The sequence below is a fragment of the Actinopolymorpha pittospori genome (assembly GCF_014873875.1).
Classification (GTDB): Bacteria; Actinomycetota; Actinomycetes; order Propionibacteriales; family Actinopolymorphaceae; genus Actinopolymorpha; species Actinopolymorpha pittospori.
In genome coordinates, this window is sequence record NZ_JADBEM010000001.1 from 3,127,819 (window position 1) to 3,144,968 (window position 17,150).

18 protein-coding genes are annotated in these 17,150 nt (G+C 69.5%); 9 read left to right on the forward strand and 9 right to left on the reverse strand.

Going from position 1 to position 17,150, the window contains the following annotated elements; all coding sequences use genetic code 11:
• Positions 1–48 precede the first annotated feature (48 nt).
• Genes HEB94_RS14895 through HEB94_RS14905 form a run of 3 tightly spaced genes read left to right on the forward strand, consistent with a single transcriptional unit; the run spans position 49 to position 1,744 of the window.
• A complete protein-coding gene (locus tag HEB94_RS14895) occupies positions 49–408 on the forward strand; it encodes a YbaB/EbfC family nucleoid-associated protein (protein WP_202896355.1) in 360 nt (119 codons plus the stop codon).
• A 33-nt stretch (positions 409–441) separates the two neighbouring features.
• A complete protein-coding gene (gene recR / locus HEB94_RS14900) occupies positions 442–1,041 on the forward strand; it encodes a recombination mediator RecR (RefSeq protein WP_192750443.1) in 600 nt (199 codons plus the stop codon).
• Positions 1,034–1,744: a DUF5063 domain-containing protein gene (locus tag HEB94_RS14905; protein ID WP_238361530.1), complete on the forward strand. Its 711-nt coding sequence runs from the start codon at positions 1,034–1,036 to the stop codon at positions 1,742–1,744. Before recR ends, HEB94_RS14905 begins: the two co-directional genes overlap by 8 nt.
• 140 nt (positions 1,745–1,884) lie before the next feature.
• Here HEB94_RS14905 and HEB94_RS14910 read toward each other — a convergent pair whose 3' ends face one another.
• The 6 genes from HEB94_RS14910 to HEB94_RS14935 form a co-directional block, all read right to left on the reverse strand.
• On the reverse strand, positions 1,885–2,304 hold the full coding sequence (locus HEB94_RS14910) for a VOC family protein (protein ID WP_192750444.1): 420 nt from the start codon (positions 2,302–2,304) through the stop codon (positions 1,885–1,887).
• Between the two features lie 14 nt (positions 2,305–2,318).
• Positions 2,319–2,738 carry a helix-turn-helix domain-containing protein gene (locus HEB94_RS14915; protein ID WP_192750445.1) on the reverse strand — a complete coding sequence of 140 codons (420 nt, stop codon included), beginning with the start codon at positions 2,736–2,738 and terminating at the stop codon, positions 2,319–2,321.
• 69 nt (positions 2,739–2,807) lie between these two features.
• Complete coding sequence (locus HEB94_RS14920; RefSeq protein WP_192750446.1) at positions 2,808–3,356, reverse strand: GtrA family protein; 549 nt, start codon at positions 3,354–3,356, stop codon at positions 2,808–2,810.
• Between the two features lie 69 nt (positions 3,357–3,425).
• Positions 3,426–4,187, reverse strand: coding sequence for a decaprenylphospho-beta-D-erythro-pentofuranosid-2-ulose 2-reductase (locus HEB94_RS14925; RefSeq protein ID WP_192750447.1), 762 nt, complete (start codon positions 4,185–4,187; stop codon positions 3,426–3,428).
• A 75-nt stretch (positions 4,188–4,262) separates the two neighbouring features.
• Positions 4,263–5,645 (reverse strand): decaprenylphosphoryl-beta-D-ribose oxidase, encoded by a 1,383-nt coding sequence (locus HEB94_RS14930; protein WP_192750448.1) that lies wholly within the window; start codon positions 5,643–5,645, stop codon positions 4,263–4,265.
• The gene (locus HEB94_RS14935; RefSeq protein WP_192750449.1) at positions 5,635–6,543 is read right to left on the reverse strand and encodes a decaprenyl-phosphate phosphoribosyltransferase; all 909 of its coding nucleotides are present in this window, start codon (positions 6,541–6,543) and stop codon (positions 5,635–5,637) included. Before HEB94_RS14935 ends, HEB94_RS14930 begins: the two co-directional genes overlap by 11 nt.
• Before the next feature lie 163 nt (positions 6,544–6,706).
• On the opposite strand from HEB94_RS14935, the gene HEB94_RS14940 reads away from it, so the two are divergent.
• Together HEB94_RS14940 and HEB94_RS14945 are read left to right on the forward strand one after the other, a co-directional pair.
• On the forward strand, positions 6,707–8,026 hold the full coding sequence (locus HEB94_RS14940) for an aspartate kinase (protein ID WP_192750450.1): 1,320 nt from the start codon (positions 6,707–6,709) through the stop codon (positions 8,024–8,026).
• The gene (locus HEB94_RS14945; RefSeq protein WP_192750451.1) at positions 8,023–9,132 is read left to right on the forward strand and encodes an aspartate-semialdehyde dehydrogenase; all 1,110 of its coding nucleotides are present in this window, start codon (positions 8,023–8,025) and stop codon (positions 9,130–9,132) included. Before HEB94_RS14940 ends, HEB94_RS14945 begins: the two co-directional genes overlap by 4 nt.
• A gap of 55 nt (positions 9,133–9,187) precedes the next feature.
• Here the strand turns inward: HEB94_RS14945 and HEB94_RS14950 are convergent, their stop codons facing one another.
• Positions 9,188–9,802 (reverse strand): phosphoribosyltransferase family protein, encoded by a 615-nt coding sequence (locus tag HEB94_RS14950; protein WP_192750452.1) that lies wholly within the window; start codon positions 9,800–9,802, stop codon positions 9,188–9,190.
• 314 nt (positions 9,803–10,116) lie between these two features.
• Here HEB94_RS14950 and HEB94_RS14955 point away from each other — a divergent pair, with 314 nt between their 5' ends.
• Genes HEB94_RS14955 through HEB94_RS14965 form a run of 3 tightly spaced genes read left to right on the forward strand, consistent with a single transcriptional unit; the run spans position 10,117 to position 13,378 of the window.
• A complete protein-coding gene (locus HEB94_RS14955; RefSeq protein ID WP_192750453.1) occupies positions 10,117–11,457 on the forward strand; it encodes an ABC transporter substrate-binding protein in 1,341 nt (446 codons plus the stop codon).
• An 8-nt stretch (positions 11,458–11,465) separates the two neighbouring features.
• Positions 11,466–12,422 (forward strand): ABC transporter permease subunit, encoded by a 957-nt coding sequence (locus HEB94_RS14960; RefSeq protein WP_192750454.1) that lies wholly within the window; start codon positions 11,466–11,468, stop codon positions 12,420–12,422.
• On the forward strand, positions 12,419–13,378 hold the full coding sequence (locus HEB94_RS14965; RefSeq protein WP_192750455.1) for a carbohydrate ABC transporter permease: 960 nt from the start codon (positions 12,419–12,421) through the stop codon (positions 13,376–13,378). Before HEB94_RS14960 ends, HEB94_RS14965 begins: the two co-directional genes overlap by 4 nt.
• Before the next feature lie 85 nt (positions 13,379–13,463).
• Here HEB94_RS14965 and HEB94_RS14970 read toward each other — a convergent pair whose 3' ends face one another.
• Both HEB94_RS14970 and HEB94_RS14975 read right to left on the reverse strand, forming a co-directional pair.
• Entirely contained in the window at positions 13,464–15,113 is a 1,650-nt protein-coding gene (locus HEB94_RS14970; protein ID WP_192750456.1) for a DHA2 family efflux MFS transporter permease subunit, read from the reverse strand.
• On the reverse strand, positions 15,110–15,895 hold the full coding sequence (locus HEB94_RS14975) for a PadR family transcriptional regulator (protein ID WP_192750457.1): 786 nt from the start codon (positions 15,893–15,895) through the stop codon (positions 15,110–15,112). The genes HEB94_RS14970 and HEB94_RS14975 overlap by 4 nt, the downstream gene beginning before the upstream one ends.
• Before the next feature lie 160 nt (positions 15,896–16,055).
• On the opposite strand from HEB94_RS14975, the gene HEB94_RS14980 reads away from it, so the two are divergent.
• The gene (locus HEB94_RS14980; RefSeq protein ID WP_192750458.1) at positions 16,056–17,120 is read left to right on the forward strand and encodes a GNAT family N-acetyltransferase; all 1,065 of its coding nucleotides are present in this window, start codon (positions 16,056–16,058) and stop codon (positions 17,118–17,120) included.
• Positions 17,121–17,150: the final 30 nt, after the last annotated feature.

Sequence of the window (17,150 nt, forward strand, 5' to 3'; positions counted from 1 at the left end):
GATGATCTGACCTGGATCTGTGGCGGGACGGAAACTCCGCGGCCGAGGATGAGGGAGATCACCGTGTTCCCTGGCGGAACGCCCGACATGCAGCAGCTACTCCAGCAGGCGCAGCAGATGCAGCAGGACCTCATGTCCGCTCAGGAGGAACTCGCCCAGACCCCGGTCAAGGGCACCTCCGGGGGCGGTCTGGTGACCGCGACCGTCAACGGCGTGGGCGAACTCCAGGGCATCGAGATCAAACCCGAGGCGGTCGACCCCGACGACACCGAGACACTGGCCGACCTGGTGGTCGCCGCGGTGCGTGACGCTGCCAACAACGCACGAGACCTGGCCTCGCAGAAGCTGGGACCTTTGGCCCAGGGCCTGGGCGGCATGCCCGGCGGCCTCGGCCTGCCCGGGAGCTAGAGCCCACACCGCGGGCGGAGAGCAGAGGTACGCGTGTACGAGGGCGTGGTCCAGGACCTCATCGACGAGCTCGGCCGGTTGCCCGGGATCGGGCCGAAGAGTGCCCAGCGGATCGCGTTCCACCTCCTCGCGGCTGACCCGATCGACGTGCGTCGGCTGGCCGAGGTGTTGGTCCAGGTCAAGGAGAAGATGCGCTTCTGCGAGGAATGCGGCAACGTCGCCGAGGAGGAACGCTGCCGCATCTGTCGCGACACGCGCCGTGACCTCTCCGTCATCTGTGTGGTGGAGGAACCGAAGGACGTCGTGGCGATCGAGCGGACCAGGGAGTTCCGCGGGCGCTACCACGTCCTCGGCGGCGCGATCAGCCCCATCGAGGGCATCGGACCCGACGATCTGCGGGTTCGAGAGCTCATGCAGCGCCTCGCCGACGGCGCCGTGCAGGAGGTCATCCTGGCGACCGACCCTAACCTCGAGGGGGAGGCGACCGCGACCTACCTCGCGCGCATGCTGGGACCGCTGGGGCTACGCGTGACCAGGCTCGCGAGTGGGCTGCCGGTCGGGGGCGACCTGGAGTACGCCGACGAGGTCACCCTCGGCAGGGCGTTCGAAGGAAGGAGGCTGCTCGATGCCTGAGCAGGGCGAGCGCTTCGACGCGACGACCGTGGGCGCGCCCCGTCGTGCCGCCGATGATGTGACTGGAAACCCGCAGGCAACGACCAACCCGGGGGACGATGACATGACAGCTGACACGAGGGTCGATGACGCTCCGGCGAGCGATGTCGAGGACTTCGCGCAGGAGATCGCCGACCAGGTCGAGAGCTTCCTGATCGCCCTGCGGGAGATCGCGCGGGCCGAGAAGCAGGCGACCGCCGTGCCCATGCTGCTGCTCGAGGTGAGCCAGCTCATGCTCGCGGGCGGCCGCCTCGGCGCGATCACCGACGTGGTGCCGGTCGAGAGGTTCGAGCCCGACGCCGGGCCCGACCCCGACCTCGACGAGCTGCGGGAGCGGCTCGGCTACCTCCTGGTCGACATCGACCACTACACCGAGATCTTCGACCCCTACAGCCAGCCGCCGGAGCTCCTCAACGGCCGCCTCTCCGACGATCTCGCCGGAATCGCCGCGGCGCTCGTCCACGGCCTCAAGCACCACCGGGCCGGCCGGATCGACGAGGCCCTGTGGTGGTGGCAGTTCTCCTACCTGTCGAGCTGGGGCGCGGAAGCTGGCGCCGTACTGCGGTCCCTGCACTCGGTGATCGCGCACGCCCGGCTCGACTCGGTGCGCGAGGACCAGGCCGCGGCCGACGACACCACGGCGACGGACGCGCTCGACAAGTAGCCGACCCGACCCCCGGCTGTAGCTGACCCGCCACGACCCGTGCCGACCGGCACCGATCGTGGCGGGTGGTGTGTTCCGGACCCGCAGGCTTCGACACGTCGCAGCGACGAGGGTCGCGCCCGCGGGTCCGGCGTCAGTAGCTACTTGGGCTGGGGCGCTGGCTGAGCGATCCGGACGTGGTTGCCGAAGGGGTCCCGGAGCCCGAAGTCGATCCCGTAGGGGCGCTCGGTCGGCTCCTCGGTGAGTTCGACGCCACGGGACTTCAGGGTCTCGTAGGTCTTGTGAGCGTCCTCGGTGGTGAAGAAGAGGGTGCCACCGGTCGCGCCCTTCGACACGAGCTCCCGGACCTGTTCCGCGGTCGCCGCGTCCATCGCGGGCGGCCCGGGCTTCTCCAGCAGGATCTGACGGCCGGGGTCGCCCGGGACGTTCACGGTCAGCCAGCGCATGAAGCCCAGGTCGGCGTCGGTGTTGACCTCCAGGCCAAGCTTGCCGACGTAGAACTCAAGGGCCTCGTCCTGGTCGAGGACGAAGATCTGCGAGTGCGTAATTGCGTTCAACATGGGTCTGACGCTACTCAGCCCTCCTGGCCGGGCGCTTCTCCGAAACTGCTCGGTCTCATCCACGCCATTGCGAAGCAGGTGGGGACCGCCGCGATCCCGGGACGGCGCCGATAGGTCGATGGCGACTCACCCACGATGTCGCGGAACGTCCGACTGAACGTCCCGAGGCTCGTGAACCCTACGGCGAAGCAGATCTCGGTCACGCTGCGTTCGGTCGCCTGGAGCAGGAACATCGCCCGCTCGACCCGACGGCGCTGGAGGTAGCGGTGCGGCGTCTCGCCGAACGTCGCCCGGAACGTCCGGATGAAGTGCGCCTCGGAGACGTGGGCGATCCGGGCCAGGCTGGGTATGTCGAGCGGCTGGGAGTACGACCGGTCCATGGCGTCCCGGGCGCGAAGCATCCGCCGGTTGCTGTCCTCCACGGCGCGGCTCATGGCGGCATCACACCACGGTCCGCCGTCGGGCCGGCACCGAGGTGCGGCCGTGCCCAGAACGATCTCGCGTCACTTCTCCTGCGGCACCTGCGGCACGTGCGGCACTGGCGGGGCCTGCGGGCCGACCGGCTCCTGGGCCCCGGTCGGATGCGGCAGCCCGGTGGCCGGGTCGACGGGCGGCAATTCAGGAGGAAGGAAGACCCACTTCTGGTACGACCAGAACCGAAAGAGCGTGCCGAGCCCGAGGCCGACGACGTTGCCGGAGATGTTGTACGCCAGCGGACCCTGCAGCCGCAGGACGTAGAAGGTGAAGCCCACCACCAGCAGGGCGATCAGCAGGCCGACGGCGTTCAGGGCGAAGTAGAGGAGGTACTCACGGGCGAGGTTGGTCCGGGCCCGGTGCCGCCAGGTCCAGAACCTGTTGCCGAGGAACGCGAGGCTGGCGGCGACGGCGACCGAGATCGTCTTGGACGTCAACGGGCCCAGGTCGAGACCGAACCGGAGCAGGTTCGATCCGAGGATGTCGACGACCGCCGCGGCCGCGCCGACGGTGCCGAACTTCGCCAGTTCGGCGAGGGCGGCCTCGAACCGCCCCCACAGCCTCATCACCGGCCTCATCCGGGCAATCTACCCATCTCGGCGGCTCGACAAGGGGCATCGTGGGCACGACGGACGATCGCGTCGCGTTCAGGCGGGCATCCGACGCCACACCGCCCGGGGCAGCAGCCGGAGAACGCCGAACACGGCGGCGAGCTTGGCGGGGGCCCAGACCGTCTCGCGTCCCTGGGCGAGTCCGGTGACCACCGCCTGCGCGACCTCCTCCGGTCCGGTCGGGAACGGTGCGTCCGGCATACCCGCGGTCATCTGCGTACGGACGAACCCCGGCCGGACGACCATCACCTTCGCCCCGGACCCGCTGAGCGCGTCGCCCAGCCCCTGCGCGAACCCGTCCAGCCCGGCCTTCGCGGCCCCGTAGACGTAGTTGGCCCTGCGAACCCGGACGCCGGCGACCGAGGAGAGGACGACGAAGGTGCCGTGTCCCTGCTCGCGCAACCGGGCCGCGACGGCGAGCCCGATGCCGACGTGGCCCGCGAAGTTGGCGACGGCGGAGTCCGCCGCCGAGGCAGGGTCCTTCTCATAGGCGGAGGTGGAGCCCAACACTCCGACCGCGTCGATCACGACGTCGAGGTCACCGAGCCGCTCGACCGCGGCCGTGACCACCGCCTCGTGCGTCTCGGGGCGGGAGACGTCGAACTCCAGGCCCTCGACCAGGCTCGCGCCCGCCGACTCCAGCCGGCGTACGGACTCCGGGTCGGGCTCGCCGCCCCGGACGGCGAGCAGCACCTTGCGCGCGCCACCCTCGACGAGACGACGGACGATGGCGAGCCCGATCTCGCTCCGCCCGCCGAGCAGCAGCACCGTGTCGACGGCGCCCACGGCGTTCTTCACGACGCGATCATCCCTTTCACGTGGGTTGGCCGGCTCACAGGCACGGCTCACTGGCACCGGCTCACAGGCACCGGCTCACAGGCCGAGCCTGCGGGAGAGGTCGGAACGGAGTACGCCGTCGGGGTCCACCCGGGCGCGTACCTGCCGCCACCGCGGCAGCTTCGGATACATCGCTTCCAGCAGGTCGGGCCGCAGGGTCGAGTCCTTCGCGAGGTAGACCCGGCCGCCGGCCGCTACGAGGCGGTGGTCGAAGTCGCGCAGCATCGCCGCGAGACGCCGGTCACCGAGGGGGATGTCGAGCGCCAGCGTCCATCCCGGCATCGGGAAGGACAGCCCGCCGGTGGTGCCCTCGCCGAACCTCTTCAGGACGGCGAGGAACGACGCGACTCCCGCGGAGGAGAGGTCGCGCACGATCGAGCGCAGCGTGTCCTCGGCGCCGAAGGGCACCACGAGTTGGTACTGCACGAACCCGCGGCCGCCGTAGAGGCGGTTCCATCCCCGCACCCCGTCGAGGGGGTGGAAGAACGCCGGGATCGACATGATCTCGTCGCGGCGCAGGTGCGGTGCCTTGCGGAACCACACCTCGTTGAAGGCGCGCACCGAGGCCCGGTTGAGCAGCCCGGACGGCATCCACGGCGGCGCGCTCAGCCGAGGGTGGGGGTCGAAGTGGAGCGGGTCGCGGCCGGCCCGGGCGCCCAGTTTGTCGGGCCGGGCGTGCCAGCCCCGGGTCAGGACGCTGCGGCCCATCGCGTCCCCGCGGGCGAGCAGGTCGATCCAGGCGACGGTGTAGTGGTAACGGTCGTCGGTGGCCGCCATCAGCGCGAGCGCCTCGTCGAGGTTGTCGGCGCGCTCGGTGTCGACCCGCATCCGGGACGTCTGGACCGGCAGGCAGCGGAACGTCGCGGCGGTGATGATCCCGGTGAGTCCCATCCCGCCGACGGTGGCCCAGAAGAGGTCCGGGTCGTCGTCGGGGGTGACCGCGACCACCTTGCCGCCGGGAAGGACGAGGGTCACCGAGAGCAGCGCGGAGCCGAACGAGCCGTCGACGTGGTGGTTCTTGCCGTGCACGTCGGCGGCGACGGCACCGCCGACGGTGACGTGCCTGGTGCCGGGGGTGACCGGCACGAACCACCCGAGCGGAAGCAGGTCGCGCATGAGCTGGTCCAGGCTGAGCCCGGCGGAGGCGGTGACGATGCCGTGCTCGGCGTCGATGGTCCGGGAAGGCGCCAGGGCGGTGCAGTCCAGGACCAGCCCACCGGCGTCCTGCGCCGCGTCGCCGTAGGACCGGCCGAGACCCCGGGCGATCACCCCACGCGGCGGCGGGTCGGCGAGCAGCGCGGCGACCTCGCCGGTGGAACGCGGCCGGGCCACCCGGGCGGCGCTCGGAGCCGTGCGGCCCCAGCCGGTCAACAGGACCGGTGCGCCCGCCGACTCGGGGGCTCGGCGTTCAGACGGCATACACACCAACCCCGAGCGCGGCCACGACGAGCAGGCCGGAGATCAGCAGCATCCGGTCGGAGAACATGATCTCCTCCGGTGCCTCGCCGGCTCCCGCGTCGATGAGCATGGCGTAACGCAGGATCCCGACCGAGAACGGGATGATCGACAGCCCGAACGCGACCTTGGACAGCCCTTCGTGCAGCTCGAACGCCCACAGACAGTAGGCGACGAGCAGCGCGCCGGAGGTGGTGGCCCGGACGTAGGTCAGGAACTCCCGCGTGTAGTGCCGCAGGGCGGCCCGCGACTCGCCACGGTCGAGGTTGCGGAGTTCGGCCTCCCGCTTGCCGGCCACCACGAACAGCGACCCGAGCGTGGCCACGGTGAGGAACCAGCTGGACACGTCGACCTGGACCGCCGCGGCGCCCGCGATCGCGCGGAGCACGAAGCCGGCCGCCACGCTCACCAGATCGATGATCGCCATGTGCTTGAGCCACAGCGAGTAGGCCGTCGTCAGGGCGACGTAGGCCGCGATCACCAGGCCGAGCAGCCAGCTACGGGTGAGCAGGGACATGGCCACCGCGAGGACGAGGAGCACGACGCCGAGTGGGTAGGCGAGGGCGACCGGGACGATGCCCGCCGCGACCGGACGGTGACGCTTGCGTGGGTGGGCCCGGTCGGCAACCGCGTCGCGGGCGTCGTTGACGAGGTAGGTGCCGCTCGAGGCGAGGCAGAAGCTGACGAACGCGATCAGCACGTCGAGCATCGCGCTCGGCCGGTCGAGGACACCCGCCGCGGCGGGGGCGGCCAGGACCAGGACGTTCTTGACCCACTGGCGGGGCCGGCAGGTCCGGACGACCCCGCGCCACCGGCTGGCGGATGTCAGCCGGGCCGCCTCGCGTGCCGCGGTGGTCGTCACGGGGGCATCTTAGGAGCTTCCGGACCCTTTGCCGGGTCCTACGAAGGCGGAGGGTCCGGCCGCGTCCTGGGGCGCTCGCTAGACTGTGCGCGGTAACGGTGCCGCTCCGGGCTCGGGTCGGCGCGGTTTCCGGAGATTCCGATCCGCCGAGCAGGAGCGTTCCGTGGGCCTTGTCGTGCAGAAGTACGGCGGGTCGTCGGTGGCCGATGCCCAATGCATCAAGCGTGTCGCGCAACGCATTGTGGCGACGAAGAAGGCCGGCCACGATGTCGTCGTGGTCGTCTCGGCCATGGGCGACACCACCGACGAACTCAGTGATCTCGCACAGCAGATCACCCCGCTCCCGCCACCGCGGGAGTTCGACATGCTGCTCACCGCGGGTGAGCGTATCTCGATGGCTCTGCTGGCCATGGCGATCCAGAACCTCGGCCAGATCGCGAAGTCCTACACCGGCAGTCAGGCGGGCGTCCTCACGACGTCCCACCACGGCCGAGCCAAGATCATCGACGTGACGCCGGGCCGGATCCGCCAGGCGCTCGACGAGGGCGCGATCGCGATCGTCGCCGGCTTCCAGGGCGTCTCGCAGGACACCAAGGAGATCACCACGCTCGGTCGCGGTGGGTCCGACACGACGGCAGTGGCCCTGGCCGCCGCCCTCGGCGCCGACGTGTGCGAGATCTACACCGACGTCGACGGCGTCTTCACCGCCGACCCGCGGATCGTCCCGGCCGCTCGCCGGATCCCGCGGATCAGCTACGCCGAGATGTTGGAGATGGCGGCCTGCGGCACGAAGATCCTGCTGCACCGTTGCGTCGAGTACGCCCGCCGCTACCAGATCCCGATCCACGTGCGGTCGTCGTTCAGCACCAAGGTGGGCACCTGGGTGGCCGATGCGGAGACCGTCGACGCGGCCCGTCGGGCCCATGTCGTCGACGTGCCCAGTGTGTCAGAGGAGAGTCAGATGGAGCAGCCGATCATTTCCGGGGTCTCGCACGACCGCACCGAGGCCAAGATCACGGTGGTCGCGGTCCCCGACAAGGTGGGCGAGGCGGCCCGTATCTTCAAGACGCTGGCCGACGCCGAGATCAACATCGACATGATCGTCCAGAACGTCTCCGGCGTGGCGACCGGCCGCACCGACATCTCGTTCACCCTCCCGCGGGCCGACGGCCAGCAGGCGATGACCGCTCTCGCCAAGATCAAGGACACCGTGGGTTACGAACAACTGCTCTACGACGACCGGATCGGCAAGGTCTCCCTGATCGGTGCCGGCATGCGCACCAACCCGGGCGTCGCCGCACGGTTCTTCCAGGCGGTCGCGGAGGCGGGCGTCAACATCGAGATGATCTCGACCTCCGAGATCCGGGTGTCGGTCGTGGTCGACGAGGACGAGGTCGACGCCGCGGTCGCCGCCGCCCACCACGCGTTCGACCTCGACTCCGAAGAGGTCGAGGCGGTCGTCTACGGCGGGACCGGTCGATGAGCGACGTCCGGCGCGGCGACGTCGCCGGACAGGGACAGCCGACCCTCGCGGTCGTCGGCGCGACCGGCGCCGTCGGGTCCGTCATGTTGCAGTTACTCTCGACCCGGCAGGACGTCTGGGGCGAGATCCGGTTGATCGCCTCCGCCCGTTCGGCGGGCCGCCTCCTCACCGTCCGCGGTGAGGAGGTCGAGGTGCTCCCGCTGTCGGAGGAGTGCTTCGAGGGTGTCGACGTCGCGATGTTCGACGTGCCGGACGAGGTGTCCGCGGCCTGGGCGCCGATCGCCGCCGCGAAGGGCGCCGTGGTGGTCGACAACTCCGGAGCCTTCCGGATGGACGACGACGTCCCGCTCGTCGTCCCCGAGGTCAACCCGGCGGAGATCCGAAACCGCCCCCGCGGCATCATCGCCAACCCCAACTGCACCACGCTGTCGATGATCGTCGCGCTCGGTGCGCTGCACCGCGCCTATGTCCTCGACAAGCTCGTGGTGGCCTCCTACCAGGCCGCGTCGGGCGCCGGTCAAGCCGGGATTGACACGCTGTACGACCAGGTCGCGAAGGTCGCCGGCCACCGCGAGATCGGCACCCAGGCCGGCGACGTACGCCGCATCGTCGGCGACGACCTCGGGCCGTTCCCGGCCCCGCTGGCGCTGAACGTCGTCCCGTGGGCCGGGTCGCTGCGTGACGGTGGCTGGTCCAGCGAGGAGCTGAAGGTCCGCAACGAGTCGCGCAAGATCCTCGGCATTCCCGACCTGCCGGTGTCGGCGACCTGCGTGCGGGTGCCGGTCGTCACGACCCACTCGCTCGCGATCCACGCGCGGTTCGAGCGGGAGTTGGACCTCGGCGAGGTACGCGAGATCCTGCGCGACTCGCCCGGCCTGCTGCTCTACGACGAGCCGGAGCGGCTGGAGTTCCCGACCCCCGCGGACGTCGTGGGCACCGACCCGACCTGGGTCGGCCGGCTGCGGCAGTCGTTGGACGACCCGCGTGAGCTGGAGATGTTCGTCAGCGGCGACAACCTCCGCAAGGGCGCGGCGCTCAACACCGCGCAGATCGCCGAACTCCTCGCGGCGGAGTTCACCAGCGACGGCGTGGCGGCCGAGGACTGAGCCTGCCGGGGTTCGATCCTCGGTGGCGTGGTGAAGGGCGACCGGCGTCAAGGTCTCATGACGAGCGCGCGGCCTCCGGCTCGGTCAGTGGCGATCCGTCGGCACATCTCGGGCAGGTGGCGGGATCCCAGAGTTCGCTGTGCGCGTGAGCGAGGCGCTCGACCGGGAGCCCGCTGAGAGCGGCCGGGGGATCCGCACTCGGCCCGAGCGTCAGCAGCGCACCGATCACGACCGGCGACCCTCCGGCGGCCAGCACGCTGTCCTGGGTCGCACGCACCGCCGAGCCCGCGTTGACGACGTCGTCGACGATGGCGACCCGCCGGCCCTCCAGCCGGGTGCCGGGCGGTAGGCGGTATTCCGCCGAGTACAGCGAACCCGCGTCGGGCGGCCTGGTGCGTTCGGTCCACCAGAAGTCCAGGTCGAGTTCGCGGGCGACCAGCGCGGCGAGGAAGGCACCGCCCGTCAACGGGCCACAGACGCCGTCGACGTCGTACGCCGAGATCAGCCGAGCAAGCTCGGCGACCTGAGGAGACAGGGCTCGCGGACGCCGGAACAGGTCGTCGAGGTCGGCGAGCCACAGGTTGCCGTGGTAGCCCGACTCCAGCAGAAAGTGTCCGGTGCGGGCACCCAGCCGCGCCGTCAGCGCCGCGCTCGTCGAAACGTCGTTCACCCCCTCATCCTGCCGTGCGGCGGTGTACGGAGGAAAGTACAAACACCGACGATGATCCTCTGCGACGACACGGTGATCTTGTGCAACGAGTTCGAATGCCCTAGCGTTCGAAACAAGTTTCGGCACGAAGGCTGCCCGCCAGATGTGATGCGGGCGGCTGTGAACGCCTTGTAAACAACGTGACATGCCGGGTCGCTCGCAGCGTTTTCTCGCAACCCCGCGGTATCGGCAACGGTCAGTACCTACGCGTCAATGACAGCTTGCGGCACCGTCCGAGTGCGGTGAGCGGTCGTCTCAGCCTGGGAGGTCCGACCATGAAGCTCGATCGTCGTCATTTTCTGAAGCTCGGCACGTTGGGCGCCGGAGCGTCCGCCCTCGCGACCCTGACCGGATGTGGCAGACCTGGTGCCCGGCGCGGTGACAGCGGCGGTGATTCCGGCACTCTCGCGTTCCAGGGTTGGGATTTCGAATCCGCACTGGTGCAGGAGAACGTCGACCGGTTCGTGCGGCTCAATCCCGACATCAAGGTCGACTACACACCCATCACCAGCGCACAGTACGTGCAGAAGATCGTGGCCGAATACACGGCCGGAACAGATCCCGACGCACTCTACGTCTACGACGACTCGCTGACGGCCTGGATCGGCGCCGAATACCTGCAGCCACTGGAAGGCATGCCCGATCTCGATCGGATCTACGACGGTCTCTATCCCGGCAACGCGCAGACGATGACCTTCCAGGGAAAGCGATACGGCGTTCCTTACTACACCGACTCCACCTGCCTGATCTACAACGCCGAACTGCTGGAGAAGGCGGGCTTCTCCGCGCCGCCCGCGAGCCTGGACCAACTCGCGGACCAGGCCCTCGCCCTGAAACAGAAGGGGATCCTCGAGTTCCCGATCGGCATTCCCGCACAGCTGTCCGACACCTGGTGGTCGTGGTGGTGGGCACTCCTCTTCGCCAGCGACGGCAACCTCTTCGACGACCGGATGCGGCCCGTGATGGCGACGTCGGAGCCGGTCGCCCGCGACGTGCTGACCTGGTTGGCGGAGGTTGCCGGCACGTCGAAGGTGCTCGACCCGGCCAGCGCGACACTGCCGCCGCCGGCGTTCGACACCGCCTTCATGGCCGGGAAGTACGCCTTCACCCTGGGCGCACGCTACGGCCTGCGCAAGTACAACGACCCGGCGCAGAGCAAGGTCGCAGGGAAGGCCAAGCTCGCGCTCGTCCCCAGTCTCGACGGCAAGGTGCACGGCACGGTCAGCAACACCCGGATGTACTGCCTGTCGGCCAACACCGACCGCAGGGACGACGCCTACAAGCTGCTGTCCTACCTCGGCGGGTACGACGAGAAGGACGGGCTCTACACCGCGAAGTTCTGGTTCCAGAAACAGGGCCTCGGCTTCGCCTTCAAGGAACTCGCGTCCGACCCGGAGATCACCTCGGCACTCGCCAAGTGGGCCGACCCGAAGGTCTACGCCCAGCTCGCGGAGATCGCTCGGCCTCGCAAGGTGATCGCCGAACCGTGGTACACCGAGTTCGAGACCGAAGGGCAGAAGGCGATCCAGCGGGTCATCACCGGCCAACTGGCTCCCTCCGGCGCGGTGGCGAGCATGGCCGACACGGCCACCAGGCTCACGAAGCAGTACTCCTAGGTGGGCTCGTGACCACTTCCATCGAGCCGGCACCCAGCCCTGACGCACGCTCGCGTCCGGCCCGCGGTGGGGCCTCCCGCTCCGCGGTGCGGGGCAGCTGGCGGGCCTACGTCATGAACCTTCCCGCCCTGGTCGTGATCGCGGCGCTCGTGGCGTACCCGATCGGCTACTCGTTCTGGCTGAGCCTGCAGCGCTACAACCTCAAGCAACCCGGTGCCCGGCGCTTCGTGGGGCTCGGCAACTACCTCTCGCTCTTCCGGGACGAGGCGTTCCTCTCCTCGATCCGGGTCTCGGCGGCGTTCGCGCTCGTCGTGGTCGCGTTGACGCTCGTACTGAGCCTCAGCCTCGCGCTCGTGCTCAACGAGGTCTTCCACGGGCGTGGCCTGCTTCGGAGCCTGATGCTGCTGCCCTGGGCCATGCCGGGTGTCGTCAACGGACTGATGTGGCGGTGGATCTTCGACGCCAAGGTCGGTGTCCTGAACGGCTTCCTCACCAGTGTCGGCTGGACCGACGGCTACCAGGCCTGGCTGACCTCGCCGGTGGTGGCGTTCTTCGTCGCCGCGCTCGCGGAGGTGTGGAACCTCATGCCCCTGGCCGTGATCATCCTGCTCGCCGGACTGCAGACCATCCCCACCGAGCTGTACGACGCGGCCCGGGTGGACCGGGCGGGAGTGCTGCAGAGGTTCCGCCACGTGACGCTGCCCTGGCTCACCCATCCACTGCTGATCGTCCTGATTCTGGAGACGATGAACGCGTTCCGCGCCTTCGACGTGATCTACGTGCTCACCGGCGGCGGGCCCGGCGACGCCACGAACGTCATCGCCCTGCTGACCGTGCGGACGGCGTTCACCTACACGAACTTCGGTCTCGGCAACGCCTACGCCTACGTCATCACGCTCGTGACCGTGGTGATCTCGGTGGCCTACCTCGCGTTGCTGTACAGGAAGGGGAAGGTCGAGGTATGAGCGCGGTGACCTCCTACTCCGGCACCTCCGGCACGGACCCGGCGGGCGGATCGGATCGCGTCCGTGGACCGGTGCCGGCCGGGCGCCCGCGCGCGCGCCGGATTCCGTGGCGCCGGATCCTCATCTACACCCTCGCGGTGCTGTTCGCGCTGTACATCATCGTGCCGTTCTACTGGATCATCGCGACCAGCTTCATGCACGAGGTCGACGCCCTCTCCACGCCACCCCAGTGGATACCGCTGCGGCCGACGCTGGACAACTACCGCGCCTTCGTCGACCCGCAGGGCGCGCAGGCACTGGTCGGGTCGCGGGCGGCGGAGGCCATCGCTCCGGCGCTGTTCAACAGCGCGGTGGTGGCGACGAGTACGGCGCTGCTCAACCTGGGCCTGGGCATCTCCGCCGCCTACGCCTTCGCCCGGATGAAGTTTCGGGGGAGCCAGGCGCTGTTGCTGTTCTACCTCGCGACCCGGATGGTCCCGGGCGTCGCGATCATCGTGCCCTTCTACCTGGTGATGCGGCGCCTGGACCTGCTCGACACCTACGGCGCGCTGGTCCTGTCGTACACGACGTTCTCGTTGCCGTTCACGATCTGGATTCTGAAGGACTACTTCTGCACCATCCCCGGCGACATCGAGGACGCGGCTCGGGTGGACGGCTGCGGATGGTGGCGGATGATGTGGTCGGTCTTCCTCCCGATCGCGACACCGGGCCTGGTCGCGGCGTCGATCTTCTCGTTCATGACGGCGTGGAACGAGTTCCTCTTCGCGTTGTTCCTGACCAGTACGACGTACTCCCAGACCGTCCCGGTGATCGCGGCGAACTTCGCCACCGACCTCAACGTGTCCTACACCTCGATGGCCGCCGCCGGCGTCGTCGCGGTGATCCCGCCGCTGATCCTGGTGCTGGTGTTCCAGCGCCTGATCGTCAACGGTCTGGCGTCCGGCGCGGTGCGATAGCGGTCGAGAACACACCAGGGGGCAGCGCCGGCGGGGTGGTCGACCCGACGGCGCCGCCCCCTGGCCATCGGGCGGCGGTGGGAGGTCAGGACCGGTGTGAGGTGGCTCCGGCAGGCGTGGCCTCAGCGTGCGTACCGGTGAGCGGCGTCCTGCGGTTCATCAGCAGGCAGGCGATCACGCCCAGCACCAGGACCAGGATCGGCAGCACCAGTGCGGTCTTCATGGCGGAGGTGAACGCGTGCTCGAAGACACTCTGGCCGAGCAGCCGGATCTGGTGGGCCGCACCGGGCGGGATTCCGGCCGGCAACGGTGCGTTGGCGGCGGCGGAGAAGTCGGTGCTGCCCGCGGCCTGGTCGAAGCTGTGGGCGAACTGCTCACGGTAGGGAGCGGGGACCCGCTGGGCCGCGGTCGCGGCCTGGGCGGGTAGCTCCACCGCAAGGCGAGCTTGCAGCAGGACGCCGATCGCCGCGCTGCCGATCACGCTCCCCACCTGGCGGGAGGTGTTGAAGATGCCCGAGCCCGTACCGATCAGCCGCGGGTCGAGGCCGGTGGTCGCAAGGTTGGCGAGCGGGGAGAAGATGCAGCCGACACCGACGCCTGCCAGCAGGAACGCCGGAGAGAGCGTCCAACCGGGACTGTCGTACTTCGCGACGAGCGTGAACGCCCAGATGCCGGCGGCGAACGCGGCGATACCGAACGCCACGATCCACTTGCCGCTGATCCGGTCCGACAGCCGCCCCGCGAACGGCGCGACGATGCCGGAGGCGAACGACAGGGGCGCGGTGATGAGTCCGGACAGGATGGCGGAGTAGCCCAGGACGGACTGGATGTAGATCACCACCGGCAGGAACATCCCGGCCATGGTGAAGCCGACGGTGATGTTGGCGAGGTTGGCCATCGAGAAGTTGCGGTGGGAGAAGACCCCCAGTGGCAGCAGGGGTTCCCGCCGGTTGACGCGCTGCCACACCACGAACGCCACCAGCAGGACCACCCCGAAACCGATGATCTCGAAGACGGTGATCGGCCCGGCGATGGCGCCCCAGTCGTAGCGCTGGCCCTCCTGCAGACCGAAGACGACGCAGAAGAGGCCGACGCTGCTCAGGGCGATTCCGATCGGGTCGAACCGGTGGCTGTTCCTGGGCTGCCAGTCCGGAACGAGGATCACGGCCATCACGATGCCGACGATCCCGATCGGGACGTTGACGAAGAAGATCCATTCCCAGCCGAGGGTCTGCACGAGCACACCGCCGAGCAGCGGCCCCGTGATCGTGGCCACGCCGGCGACCGCGCCCCACAGGCCCATCGGGCCTCCGCGCTTGCTGGGTGGGAAGAGTCGCGTGATGAACGCCATCGTCTGCGGCGTCATCGCGGCGGCGCCGAGTCCCTGGATAGCGCGGGCGATGATTAGCGTGCTCGCCTGGCCGGCGAGGCCGCACGCGGCGGACGCCACGGTGAAGACGACGAGCCCACCGAGGAAGAGCCGTTTCGGCCCGAAGCGGTCGCCGAGGCGTCCGGTGAGGAGCAGCGGTACGGCATACGTCAGCAGGTAGACGCTGTTGATCCAGATGATCTCGGTGAGGCTGGCGTTCAGGCCCTTGATCATGGCGGGGATCGCGACGTTCACGATCGTGGTGTCGAGCATGATCATGAAGAACCCGATGCACAGTGCGGCGAGGGCCGCCCAGGGTTTTCTGACCGGTGCGGTCGACGAGCCCTGGTGAGGCGGCTGGCTCATCCGGATGTCTCCTTCGTGTGGTGATCGGGGCCGGCTCCGTTGGAGGAGCCGGCACCGGGCCCGCCGTCGGGGGCGAGCCTGTCGTTCGTGGTGCCGTTCGTGCTGGTGTCGCCGTTACCGGCGGTGGGCTTGGTGGCGGTGGGCTTGGCGGTGCGGCGTCCCGACGTGGGGGTGTCGAACGGGCCGATGACCTCGCTGAGCTCGGAGCGTTTGTCGGGCTTCCAATCGAGTCGCCCGGACTCGATCTCGGCGATGAGGTTGGCCGTCCACGCCAACTCGGCCTCGCGCATCGTCAGGAGGTACTTGACGTCCAGCCAGAACCGCTCCTCCAGGCCCATGTCGCGCAGTCGCTCGGTGGCCAGCCGATAGAAGTCGACGGTGTGCTCGAGTTCCTGTTGGCGGCGGGTGAGCTCCACCAGTGCGGTGCGGCGGTCGAGTGCGTGCGCGAGGCTCAGCGCGAGCGGGTAGCCGGGGAACTCCTTGGTCGGCGTACCCAGTCGGTCTGCCACCTGGGCGGCGAACGCCTCGCGGCCCGCGTCGGTCACCGCGTACACCGTGCGCTCCGGGCGGCGGCCGGCCCGGACGGTCTCGGTGATCTCGACGAGTCCCAACCGCTCCAGCCGCTCGACCGAGTGGTAGAGCGAGCCGGCCTTGAGGTTGACCACCCGGTCGGTGTGGCGGACGCGCATCGTCTGGTGCATCTCGTAGGGGTGCATGGGGCGCTCGTGCAGCAACTCGAGGACCGCCAGGGAGAGCGGGGTGAGCTGACCGACTGCGACCATCTCTGAACACTCCGAATGGATTAGACCGGGCGAATTGAACCGTGCGAATTAGTCCATGTGGACTATATGCCGGCCGCGCCGCCCGGACAAACCTGAGGTCCGGGCGGAGGAGGGGAAAATCACCTGGTCTGTGGGGGCGGACGGCCCTACGCTGCCCGCCATGGGGACAGAGGCCAGGACCACCGACCCGCGATCCGGTGCCGACCGCGGCGAGAGTGCCGACCATGACACCCGCGACACCCACGCCGACCGTGGCGACTGGGGCGAAGGCGTCGAAGCACGTCCGATCGACAAGGAGGACGTCGCCGCCTGGGCGGCTCTGGTGAAGGCCGTCGAGGCGGTCGACGACACCGGCGAGAACTACGACGAGGACGACCTCGCCGAGGAGATGACCGACGTCGCGCTCCAACCCGTCCACGACACGCTGTCGCTGTGGCACGACGGACGGATGATCGCGTACGCCGTGGCGTGGGGACGTCCCGGTGCCCAGGGCCTCGACCGCGTCCGCATCGAGGGCGCCGTCCATCCGCAGTGGCGGCGGCGTGGGCTCGGCCGGCGCCTGCAGGAGTGGCTGTGCGAGCGAGGTCGGCAGGTCCACCTGGAGCGCAACCCGCACGTCCCAGGCGCGCTGACCTGCGGTGCGGCCGCCACCAACGACGGGTTGCGCGCGATGCTCGGAAGCTTCGGCTTCGAGCCGGCCCGCTACTTCTTCGGGATGGAACGCTCCCTGGCCGAGCCGATCCCGCTCGCCGACGTACCCGAGGGACTCACCCTCGTCCGCTTCACGGCCGACCTCGACGAGACCCTCCGCCTCGCGCACAACGAGGCATTCCTCGACCACTGGGGATTCCAGCCACGTGATGCCGACATGTGGGCCACCTGGATGACGGGTTCACGTGCGTTCCGGGCGGAGACGTCCCACCTCCTCCTCGACGGCGACCAGATAGCCGCCTACGTGCTCGCCTACGAGTACGAAGCCGACACCGCCGCCACCGGTGTCCGCGACTGTTACATCGGGCAGGTCGGCACCCGACGTGAGTGGCGAGGCCGCGGCGCCGCCCGGGCTCTGCTCACCCGCACCATGGCGGCGGCGAAGACGGAGGGGTACGACGAGGCCTCGCTGGGCGTGGACTCGGTCAACCCGACCGGTGCGCTCGGCCTCTACGAACGCCTCGGCTTCCGGGTCCGGCGGGAGTGGATCAGCTTCGAGCGGCACCTCGACTGACGCGGACCGGTCGAGCCCAGCCGAACCGGC